The organism is Kitasatospora papulosa (assembly GCF_000717245.1).
Classification (GTDB): Bacteria; Actinomycetota; Actinomycetes; order Streptomycetales; family Streptomycetaceae; genus Streptomyces; species Streptomyces papulosus.
This window is the reverse complement of record NZ_JNYQ01000090.1, coordinates 1-211: the sequence shown is the minus strand read 5'-3', so window position 1 is coordinate 211 and position 211 is coordinate 1. Positions and strand designations below refer to the sequence as shown.

Annotated in this window: 1 protein-coding gene; it reads right to left on the bottom strand. The window is 75.8% G+C overall.

All coding sequences use genetic code 11. From position 1 onward, the window contains the following. Positions 1-211: hypothetical protein (locus IA22_RS37010; protein WP_030125892.1), on the bottom strand; the 211-nt coding region annotated here is incomplete at both ends.

Below are 211 nucleotides of genomic sequence, written 5' to 3'. Positions count from 1 at the left end.
TCCGTCGCGATGACCGCGACCGTGCGCCGCGTCGTGACGACGACCGTGGTGGCAGCTTCCGCCGCGACGACCGTGCGCCGCGTCGTGATGACGAGCGTGGTGGGTTCCGTGGTGGTCAGCGTGACGACCGTGGTGGCCGTCCCGCCGGCGGCGGCTTCGACCGTCGCGACGACCGCCCCCGCGGCCCCCGTCGCGACGACGACCGCGGTGG